At 40.6% G+C, this 10,567-nt stretch carries 8 protein-coding genes and 3 pseudogenes; 4 read left to right on the top strand and 7 right to left on the bottom strand.

Annotated elements, in window-relative coordinates; translation table 11 throughout:
• Positions 1-413: 413 nt before the first annotated feature.
• The 7 genes and pseudogenes from IM509_RS14735 to IM509_RS14710 all read right to left on the bottom strand — a co-directional run bounded on the left by IM509_RS14735 (position 414) and on the right by IM509_RS14710 (position 6,488).
• Positions 414-1,322, bottom strand: coding sequence for a LysM peptidoglycan-binding domain-containing M23 family metallopeptidase (locus IM509_RS14735; RefSeq protein WP_002787765.1), 909 nt, complete (start codon positions 1,320-1,322; stop codon positions 414-416).
• Positions 1,323-1,341: 19 nt separating this feature from the next.
• Positions 1,342-2,640 carry a homoserine dehydrogenase gene (locus IM509_RS14730; RefSeq protein WP_052278369.1) on the bottom strand — a complete coding sequence of 433 codons (1,299 nt, stop codon included), beginning with the start codon at positions 2,638-2,640 and terminating at the stop codon, positions 1,342-1,344.
• Between the two features lie 1,203 nt (positions 2,641-3,843).
• Complete coding sequence (locus IM509_RS14725) at positions 3,844-4,179, bottom strand: hypothetical protein (protein WP_223210358.1); 336 nt, start codon at positions 4,177-4,179, stop codon at positions 3,844-3,846.
• Positions 4,180-4,675: 496 nt separating this feature from the next.
• Positions 4,676-4,825, bottom strand: a pseudogene (locus IM509_RS24365) (methyltransferase); the annotation flags it as partial.
• A 54-nt stretch (positions 4,826-4,879) separates the two neighbouring features.
• Complete coding sequence (locus IM509_RS14720; RefSeq protein WP_002787762.1) at positions 4,880-5,578, bottom strand: hypothetical protein; 699 nt, start codon at positions 5,576-5,578, stop codon at positions 4,880-4,882.
• An 87-nt stretch (positions 5,579-5,665) separates the two neighbouring features.
• Entirely contained in the window at positions 5,666-5,800 is a 135-nt protein-coding gene (locus IM509_RS14715; RefSeq protein ID WP_260441352.1) for a hypothetical protein, read from the bottom strand.
• Positions 5,775-6,488 (bottom strand): 2OG-Fe(II) oxygenase, encoded by a 714-nt coding sequence (locus IM509_RS14710; protein WP_185237818.1) that lies wholly within the window; start codon positions 6,486-6,488, stop codon positions 5,775-5,777. Before IM509_RS14710 ends, IM509_RS14715 begins: the two co-directional genes overlap by 26 nt.
• 645 nt (positions 6,489-7,133) lie before the next feature.
• Between IM509_RS14710 and IM509_RS14705 the strand changes: the two genes are divergently transcribed.
• The 4 genes and pseudogenes from IM509_RS14705 (at position 7,134) to IM509_RS24135 (ending at position 10,202) form a co-directional block, all read left to right on the top strand.
• Entirely contained in the window at positions 7,134-7,853 is a 720-nt protein-coding gene (locus tag IM509_RS14705; protein WP_052275620.1) for a hypothetical protein, read from the top strand.
• Between the two features lie 88 nt (positions 7,854-7,941).
• Entirely contained in the window at positions 7,942-8,124 is a 183-nt protein-coding gene (locus IM509_RS14700) for a hypothetical protein (protein ID WP_272079433.1), read from the top strand.
• Positions 8,125-8,366: 242 nt separating this feature from the next.
• Positions 8,367-9,524: pseudogene (locus IM509_RS14695) on the top strand (IS630 family transposase).
• A 393-nt stretch (positions 9,525-9,917) separates the two neighbouring features.
• A pseudogene (locus IM509_RS24135) lies at positions 9,918-10,202 on the top strand (helix-turn-helix domain-containing protein).
• Positions 10,203-10,567: the final 365 nt, after the last annotated feature.

The following is a 10,567-nucleotide window of genomic DNA, read 5'->3' as shown; positions in this document are numbered from 1 at the left end:
TATTCAAGACAATCAAAAGATTAGCAACTTAACGGATGAGAGGCGCAACATTTTGAGATTTTTTCCCAAACCTTGCCAGGAATATTATCTCTTATCTTGACCAGATGGATTGACTTCCAGGGGTGACAAAATAAGTTTCCCTTTGTCAAAGTTAAATAGGGTCTGCTGAAAAAGTTTTTCCTGGGGGTAGGAGTCAGGAGCCGGTCGTCAGTAGCCGGTCGTTTCAGGCTTTGTTGCCCTTGTTTTTTGTACCAAGCTATGTACTACAAGAAGGATAATGCAAGGTTTTTGAAAGTCCCAATCCTATTTTCGCAGCATGAACATCGGACTTTAACAGGTCAAAAGCCTTATTTTAAAAGGGTTTTACCATTATTCAGCAAGCCCTAAATAAATCAATAATCCCACTTAACCGTTTACTTTTGACTTGATTGCGGGCCGATTTGGGGCAAATGCAAAGCGGGATCCTGCGCTGTCCAACCGACGGGAGTATCTAAGCGCACCTCAAAATGAAGATGGGGGGGAATAATATCCGGTTGTCCCGTGGTGCCAACCGCACCGATAACGTCTCCTGCTCGTACCCGTTGGTCAATTCTCACTGTTACCCTGCTTAAATGGGCATAACGGGTCTGCCGGCGACCTAAATGATTAATTACTACCAAATTACCATAAGCTCCCTCCTGACCCACATAAATCACTAGACCATCCTCGGCAGCTAAAACATTTGTACCAACATTTGCGAGAAGATCAATACCACTATGAAAGAGATTTTTCTGTTCCGTGGGGCTTTTTTGCCAACCGTAGGCTAATCCGACAGTGCTGGCTAAGGGTAAGGGATAAGAACTTAATCCAGTATAATCCGAGCGCTTGCCCGTGGCGGACCAATTGGTGCCGGGGATAAAAACTATTGTCGGCCGGCGACCACAACCGTTAAGCTCAAAGAGTATATCAGCACGAATACCATAGGCCGCTTCTAAATCGCGCCAAGTGGAACCCTTGGGCGCTTCGATGCGAATGCCGTTCATCGGGGGAATAAAGATTTCTTTCCCCACGGGGGCCGAACCATTTTTGAGAATAGTCGGATTGAGTTTAATTATCGTTGCCGGGATAAGAGCGTATTTTTCGGCGATGGAGGCGATCGTTTCTCCCGCTTGGATTTTATGGCGTTGTAACCTTGATAAAATCGGTAGGGGACAAACATTATCAGACCCTTGGGCAAAAATTAATTTTTGATTTAAGCCCAAAAAACCTAGACAAAATAACAAAATTGTGCTAGTTAAACTTAGCCAACTTTTCTCACTTCTGATTCTCCGACCCATGACCATAAAAAAGCGATCTCTATAATTACAAAACCCGGAGAATACTAGGAATGCTGTCAATAGCTTCTAAAGACTCTATGGCTGCTAAAGCGTTGCGGAAATTGCCCTCGCGTACATCGTGGGTGACAACGACAATTTCGGCTAAATCACCCCTAATACCAATTTGTACCACGGATTCTAGACTAACCCCATGGTCGCCGAAAGCCATACCTAAATGACCGATTACCCCCGGCACATCGCGACAGAGAAAACGAGCATAAAAACGGGTCGATAACGACTCCATCGGCGCGATTTGACAATAATGCTGGTGAATACAGCTTAAAAGCGGGTCAAGTTCCTTGGTTTTGCCACTACTTTTTAAAATTCCGACGATATTCATCACATCCGATACTACCGCGCTGGCCGTCGGTCCGCTACCGGCACCCGGTCCGTAAAACATCACTTGTCCCAAGGGTTCCCCCTCGACCAGAATAGCGTTATAGACTCCGTTAGCATTAGCGAGGGGATGGGTTTTCGGTACTAGGGTCGGATGAACCCGCAACTCTAGGGTATCGGAATCTTCCTTAACCGTATCTTTCGCGATCGCTAATAATTTAATCACAAATCCCAGTCTATCAGCGTAGGCGATATCGACGGCGCTAACTTGCCGGATACCTTCACAGTAAACATCTTCCCGTTTTACCCGACCTCCAAAACCCAAAGAAGCTAAAATGGCAATTTTATCGGCCGCGTCGAATCCATCCACGTCCGCAGTCGGATCCGCTTCTGCATAGCCTAATTCCTGAGCTTTGGCCAGCACTTCGCTAAAATCTGCCCCTTTTTGGCTCATTTCCGTGAGAATATAGTTAGTTGTGCCGTTGACAATTCCCATGATGCTGCTGATGCGATTAGCGCCGAGGGATTGTTTTAAGGGTTTAATGACGGGAATGCCACCACCCACGGCCGCTTCTAGGAGGACATAAACCCCTTTTTCACTGGCCTTGGCGTAGATTTCATCGCCAAAACGGGCAATAACCGCCTTATTTGCCGTAACAACGTGCTTCCCCGATGCGATTGCTTGGAGAATTAAAGAGCGTGCCGGTTCCAAACCCCCCAATAATTCGACAATAATATCAATTTCGGGGTCAGTAACGATCGATTCTAGGTCAGTGGTCAACAGCTGGGGAGAAAGCTCAATTTCTCTCGGTTTATCTAGGGATCTAACTCCCACTCGTCCAATGGTAATCTCTTTGAGTACGGGATGACGACCAAAAGGATCGAGGAGGATTTTCGCTGTTCCCGTCCCCACAACCCCGAAACCGAGTAAACCAATCTTAAAGGTCACGCTTTTATCTCCTGCTAGTCCGACGCAAAAAATACTAATGGCCAAGCCGTCGCCATTGTCGATTTTATCATTACAGGGTCTTTGTCTGTGGGGTTTTCTTTTGCTGGCGTTCAGGGCCTGATGATGATAAATATTCAGTATTTTTGTATTTAAATCAAGGAAATCTCGATCAAGTTTAAACGCTTATCCTATAATTGTTATTGATTTTATTGACCGATATAGATATTCGGCAATGTCAGTAACATTTTTGCTCATAACTCTAATGGCTCTTCTCGACTTTGTGTGATAATTTTTGCTTATGTAAGGTTAAATGCTTACTGGGCAAGACTTTTAGGACTATTTTGAAAGAAGAAACTATCAGTATAGACCTCGTTTACACACAGAAACCAGAAGAGCCCTCTAATTTATGATTACAATAATTCCCTATCTAGTTGATATTTTTGAACAAATCAATCGACTCTCTCTGAGCAAAGAGCTATGTTAGCATTATTAGTTAGGGTAATTTGACTCAACTGCACGATCAACTAAGCTATCCAGCCCCAATTACCATACCAAAGAAATAGAATGGATAAAAAATAGGTAAACAAGAATAACAGAAATCCATAAAAATAACAATTTTTTCGGCTCCAATATCCAAGAATAATAAATATTGGAAATATTGTCATCATATACCTCATCATTGATTGTGTTGTTCCTGTACTTAAAGGTAAAAAAATGCTCAGGAAGGCAAAAATTAACAGGGAAATATTGAGAGGCTTTTTAACGATAGAGAATAGCAAAATACCTAAAAAAGAGGGCTCTTCGTTACTTGTTATGGTTCGATAGGGGGGCATAAATCGACTAAATCCTTATCTGGCAAGAGACTTAATTGATTAGTTCGCTCTAGATAAAAAACAATTGACAAAAATCGCTAAATCTCTTTCTATATAAGGGTTCCATCCCTTATAACCCCCGTCCATTGCATAACACAAACCGAAGAGCCAAAAAGAGAAGCTAAAAAAAGTATTTATAGCGTTTCCTGTTCGCAAGAGGTACATTATCGATGTTGAAAAGCTTAATTAGCAAAGGTTTAAGTGTGCCACACAGGTGTGAGAACCGCTATAATAATCTAACTGCATTATTGGCATCTTTGGGAAACATACAATTGATATTCTTCCAGTAGTTTATTCGAGTAATTAAAGAAAATACTCTCTCATTTCTACCTCACATATCCTGAATTTTAACAAATGCCAAAGGTTCGTTGAATTTCCACGCTAAAAATACCATATAAGCAATTAACCCACAGGGTATTAATAATAGGAAAAGACTTTCTCTCTTGGGCAGTTCTTTTTTCTTTAAATATTTCCAGAGTAATTCGATAGCAAAAGCCAGAAAAATTATTACTCCTGTGACTCTAGTTAAACTGGCAAAAAATCCCAAAAATCCAGACCAAAAGTATTTCTTATTCAGAAAGAAATAAAAACAAGCAGAGGTGGTTAGCAAATATAAACTTTCTCTATAAAAACAGCTATAAAAAAAGGAGTTAGGAAAAATTAACATAAGAATTAAAACCTTTTTACAGCCTCTCTTATTCAGATAAATGTTGCTATTTTTATAAACAAAAATTAAGGCAAATATTAGACATAAATTAGAAAAAATAAGACCATAAATAGGCAAAATTAAAGAAGTTAAAGATGCAATCTATTTGAATAAAATAGGATAGAGAGGAAAAAAAGCAACGTTCGATTGTTTTTCAGTATTGTATGAATATCCCCCCTGAATAATGCCGTTAAGTAGTCGGAGATAAATTCTGTTGTCTATCTTAAGAAATGGGTTCTTCGTTACTTGGTATGGTTCGATAGGGGGGGCATAAATCGACTAAATCCTTATCTGGCAAGAGACTTAATTGATTAGTTCGTTCTAGATCGAAAACAATTAACAAAAATCGCCAAATGTCTTTATAAATAAGGGTTACATCCCTTATAACCCCCGTCCATTGCATAACACAAACCGAAGAGCCATTTTTATTTTAGGTGGTTTAAGTGCGTTTTAGCTTAGCTTGAGATAGCCAGTAACCCGAAATCATTTGGGTTAATTGAAGATGAAGAGGGAGTTCAGGTAAGGACATAATCAACTTTTGTGGGAATAAAATTAAACAGTACCATATAGGATAAGCTGCCCGCGCATTTAAATTGCTGGTTGAGATGAGGCAAGAGTCAAGACTCCCCCAACCTCAAGGCTGTTCCATGTTTCCTTCTATTTATTGAATTTTAACATTTAATTTATAGGTGGCATTGCCACGAGTTCCCCCTACAATTATTTCATAATTTCCAGTAGCCGGTAATTTTAAACTAGATTGGGTAGCTTCTGTTTTCAAAGTTTGCCCATTCGGTGCAATCACATCGAATACGGCATTATTTTCTAATGCTGTAATTTTCAGATCCATTCTCTGTCCTTGATTCGCTCTTAATAAATAAATATTTCGACTACCTCGAACAACCGATTGATTAACTGTAGTGGTATTAGTTCCTGGTGCCAACCGAATTTGAGATACTAAACAAGGTTGTTTTTGATAAACGACTCGTCCCGTATTCAAAGAATCTGAAGTTAACGTCCATTTTTCTTGAGTTGTTTGAGTATCTAACTCAATTTTTGTCTTGATATTTAAGTTTAACTGATTCCCATTTTTCCTTCCTTGTAAGGTTTGAGTATAGGAACTATAATAAGATTCTTGTTCATTATGAATCGTAGCTTCTACCCGACCCGTGACTTGATTTCCCTGAATATAAATCCTCGCCGTAGAATCTAGATCATCATTAGCGACTGAAAAACAATAACCTTGAATCGAAGAAACGCTAGACGCTTGAGCAACTTGTCGGGGTGGATGATTTACCATCCTAGGTGTAACATTCAGTAAACTTGCCAAAATGACTACAGAGCTTAATAATTTCATCATCATAACTGACTCATGATTAAAGGTTAATTGATCACTGATTACTGATGGTTTCCATTCAATTAATTTCTAAGCGCGAGTGGAGAGCTACCATCACCAGACGGTGGCCCGTTGACTCCGTCTATCGTGAGCCACGCAACGTTCGGGTTGCCAGTAAAATGGCGAGGTTGGCAATGCCTGTCTTTGTGTCGCTGGTGTCGTCTCACGCCGGATTGGGTTTGCGCGCATAGAGCTGCTCGGCGCGGTTGAACAAGATCCAGCTGCTCAGAATGTATTTGTCGTGCGACTCGGGCACATTGCCGCGATGGGTATGGGTAAAACCGGCGGGAGCGATCACCATCGTCCCAGAGGTCGGCTTGAGCTTCCGTTCTTGGTACAAGAACTCCGTCTCACCACCGCGCTCTACATCGTTCAGATAGAACATAAACAAAAGGACGCGATGGAGCGTCTCGGCAGCTGGGTCGCAAGGATAGATTTCCGAATGCCAGTAGTAGTAACCACCGACACTCTTCGAGTATTTCTGAACGTTGATCGCTCCGGGTCGAAATACTCTGAACAAATACTCGGCGAGTTCCAGGTCCGATGCCGCTCCAACATCCGAAGTTGTTAACGGCCTGACCAGTCCGGTAGCCGGCTCTTGCCAGCTTAATGCGAACGCACTCGTGACCAGGTATGGATACTTGCGAATGTACAACATCAGGTGACGCAGTGTGCTGTCGAGTATCTGACTGTGCAAATCGCTCCACTCGGAGAGGCCTGTGATGGTGATGTCGGTGCTGTTCTTCTTGGATTTGTCGACTCCATGACCGATCCGTCCATCCGACTTGCGGTGGCTGGCTTCGAAACGATGCCTGATCTCTTCGCACAATTCTGGGCGTAAAGCGTGTTCGTAGATCTCGATAAAGTCAGTTGTCATTGCAGCTTTCCCACCCCAAAGCCTGGATACATTTGCAGGCGGTCACGGATTCCATCTAGTTGGTGATTATAACAGGTTTGCGTTGCATCGAGAGCTTTGCCTGTATCCGGAAAAAGGCAGATGTACGCTGATGCAAAGGTTTCGCATTTCCATTCCAGTAGAGAAAATAATGCGAGTTCCCTTAATACAGACTTGACCGTGACATACTAGAGGAACACTAATAAGTAGTCATGCAAAATAAATTTCCTAGTGAAGACAGGCAAGAGGCAATAAGGCAAGAGGCAAAAGCTTTATCGAAATGTGTAATTAATTTTGCTTAGGTACTTACTAAATCCGCTATCAGGACAGGCAACAGGCAACAGGCACTCATGCAAAAGGAGGAATAAATAATTAGTAAGGAATATTACAAATTGTTAACCGAGTCTTGAAAGCAAAGGTTTAAAATGTTTAGAAAGCTCTAACTGCGGTAAAACCGAGGCTCTTCACCTGACATTCAAGACAACAGACAATAACACAGCACGATACTTGTGTCAAGTTTTCTACATAATTCTTAATATTTATCTCGTTTTTGCTCTCTCGCTCTCCTCGGTTTTCTCGACCGAATCGCTAAAATAATTAGGGGTGTTTTATTTTCGATGTCAGTCCATGAGTGAACCTGTAACCCTTGAGGATATTTACCAGCTATTCCGCGCTTCGGCCGAGGAGTTTGATCGCCGTTTAAGGGAAAGCGATCTTCGTCGGGCCGAAATGGAACGTATCTTTGCCGAAGCGAAATTAGAAAACGAGCGCCGTGCCGCCGAAGCGAAATTAGAAAGCGATCGCCGGGCTGCCGAACTTGAGCGCCAAGCTGCCGAAGCGAAATTAGAAAGCGATCGCCGGGCCGCCGAAGCCGAGCGCTCGATGGCAGAACTGAAACGCACCGTAGAACGAACCAGCAAAGCGGTAGATAGTTTGACCACTCGCTGGGGTCGATTTGTGGAGGAATTGGTAGAACCGGCGGTTTTACGGCTTTTTCAGGAAAAAGGCATTGATATTAAGGAAGTTTATCCCCGCGCTAGAGTCAAGCGTCAAGGTATCGCCATGGAAATTGATATCCTAGGGGTGGATGATACCGATCTTGTGGTGGTGGAATGTAAATCTCGATTATCTCAAGATGATGTAGATGAATTTATCGAAAAATTGACTCGTTTTAAAATCGCTTTTCCCCATTACAAAAACTATCGAGCCTACGGTGCAGTGGCAGGAATTGAAATTAACAAAGGTGTAGATCGCTATGCTTATAAAAAAGGCTTATTTGTGATTAAACCATCTGGGGATACGGTGGCAATTATTAATGATGCTGACTTTCAACCGAACACTTGGTAAAGAGATATAATTAGGCATGAGAGCAAAAAGATGGAGTTGTGATTGCTTAAGTCTAGGCAACCGCAATAAAATAAACAGGAGAATTTTTATGACTCGTTTAGTGGAATTTACCTCGGAGGAGGGGACTATTTACATCGAGGTGGATGAAAAGTTACCCTTACCCAAACCGAAACCAGAAGATGAACTTATTAGTCTAACAGATGAAATAGCTGTTAAAGCTGCTCAGTCTTTTGAAGACGTATTAAATGGGAGCATCTCAATTATGCAATGAGTATTAATGCTTATAGCCGTCAACAACTAGAAAATCTTCTACTTGATCACAAAGAGAAATGAGATTATAATAGTTATAATTTACAATTCAGAATATATCTCGATGGGAGGAATAATTCAATGTTATCAGAAAATGAAAAAAGAATTAAAGAGTTATGTCAAGAGTTAGGGCAATGTCTCTAAGCTGTTCAGCATCTAAATAGCGTATAATAGAAACAGTAACCTATTCAAATATCAATAGCTATGCCAGCCCCTAATCACTTGAATTCCGAACAAAAAGAAAAGTTACAAAAAGCACTAAAAAAAGAAGAAAATCCTTACATTAGAGAAAGAGTTTTGATATTGTTGTTGTTAAATGACGGGAAAACTCAAGTCCAAATCTCCAAACTCATTGGCTGTTCACTGCGAACAGTCTCTTATTGGTGTATTCCTGGAGATGCCAATAATTTAGATAGCTTGAAAGACAAGAGAATGGAGGGAAATTATCGAAAAGCGACGGATGAGTATATCAAAATATTGTTAGAGACAATTGACAAAGAGCCTCAAGAAATGGGGTATGAGTTTGGCCGTTGGACAGCCAAAAGATTAGCCACTTATCTGACAGAACAGACAGGTATAGAATTAAGTAGTTCTCAAGTCACGAACATTTAAAAAAAAAAGAAGTATGTTTATATTTGGGCTAAATATAGTTTAGAAGATCGACAAAATCCTGAAAAAAGAAAAGAATTTAAACAAAAATTAGCCGAATACTTAAAAATAGCAAAAGAAGAGCCAAATAAGCTACAGGTATGGTTTTGGGACGGGGCTTTCAAGGTGGCGACGCAGGTTCGCCACACAGCCCCTCACGAAAGTGGATTCAGTTTAAGAGTCATTAGAAGAAAAACATGGGGGAAAAAAAGCCAAAGAAAAAAAGTTAGCGGACAAAGAAGAAGTGGTCGAGTAAATGCGATGGGAGGAGTGAGATATTCCGATAAAAAAAGATTCGTAGAATTCATCAAAAAAGGAAATTCAGAAACTTTTTATGAAGTGGTAAAAGTTTTTTATACAGAAATCATAAAAGAATGGGTGGAAGCGGGGAATAAAGAGGAGTATTTTCGAGAGAAGGGTCGAAAGATTGTCCTGATTCTCGATAATGCTAGTATTCACAAAAAAACAGATGTTGTTGGTAAAATTGCTGAAAATATGCCCAACTTAATTTTAGAGTATTTACCCGCCTATAGCCCAGATTTAAATATCATTGAATTGGTCTGGCACTCGGCAAAAGAATTTATCGCTCATCGACTTTTTAAATCAGTTGAAGAATTAGAATCTCTTTTACATCAACTTTTAAATGAAGGAGGTTTAATTATTAAGTGGGATCGCAAGTTGAAAAACAAGGGTAATTCTGTTAACGCAATTTAAATTACGAACAGCTTACCTCTGATCGTCATTTTGAACCAGCAGGATTTACGGTTCTTCGGTTTGTCTTATGCAATGGACGGGGTTATAAGGAATGAAACCTTTATAGAGACAGACATTGCCGCAATTTTTGTCAATTGTTTGCGATCTGGAGCGAACTAATCAATTAAATCTTTTGCCAGATAAGGATTGAGTCGATTTATGCTCCCATATCGAACCATACCAAGTCCCGAAGAGCCGGATTTACTAAATTATTGTAAGATTGCATTATATAAAATTTGTTTATGTAACAAAAGACATCACCCAAACTTTTAAATTATTAGAAATCAACGATCCTAAATGAACTATCAAAAAATCGAGGACATCTTTAACAAAAGAAATTAACTAAAAATAAATATGCCTAAAACCACAGATGCCATAAAAATCATTCATCAAATCATCGCAGACGATCCCACAATACAAGAACAAATCGCCCTAGAATCCATCAACGCAGAAATCGCATAACTGATTTATGACTCTCGTACAAAAGCTGGATTAACCCAACAACAACTAGCCGACCTAATCCATGTTGAAAAATCCGTTATTGAAGATCTAGAAGACGCTGACTATCAAGACAATCCCCTAATAATGCTGCAAAAAATCCCAATGAGGAACAAAAAAAATCCCCCGATGAAAACTTAATTACTGGAAAAGAGAAATTAAAGGTTGAGAAAAAAGTTTATCTAGAGCAGAAAAGCGATTAAACAGAGGAAAATAAGCGATGATTTCAAACATTGAAAAACCCTTAAAAGTCAACCCCACCTTAGCCACCTTATTAAGTAGGGAGGCACAATTATTTGTAGGATGGGTTAGCGGTAGCGTAACATAATCGGGCGTTGGGTTTCATGCTTCAACCCAACCTACGTTCATCGGAAATTTTGGGTCTGAAACCCCGCCGTTCTAGGTTGGCTTTACTTTAGAATTAAAAGGCCAGTCTCGAAAACCAAGTGGACGGCGCAGCACCTTGAAAACTCGGCTTAGGGGGTTCCGACCAGAAAAGCTTGGCC

The sequence above is a fragment of the Microcystis sp. M31BS1 genome, assembly GCF_020245285.1.
GTDB lineage: Bacteria > Cyanobacteriota > Cyanobacteriia > Cyanobacteriales > Microcystaceae > Microcystis > Microcystis panniformis.
This window is presented reverse-complemented; position numbering and strand designations above follow the sequence as displayed.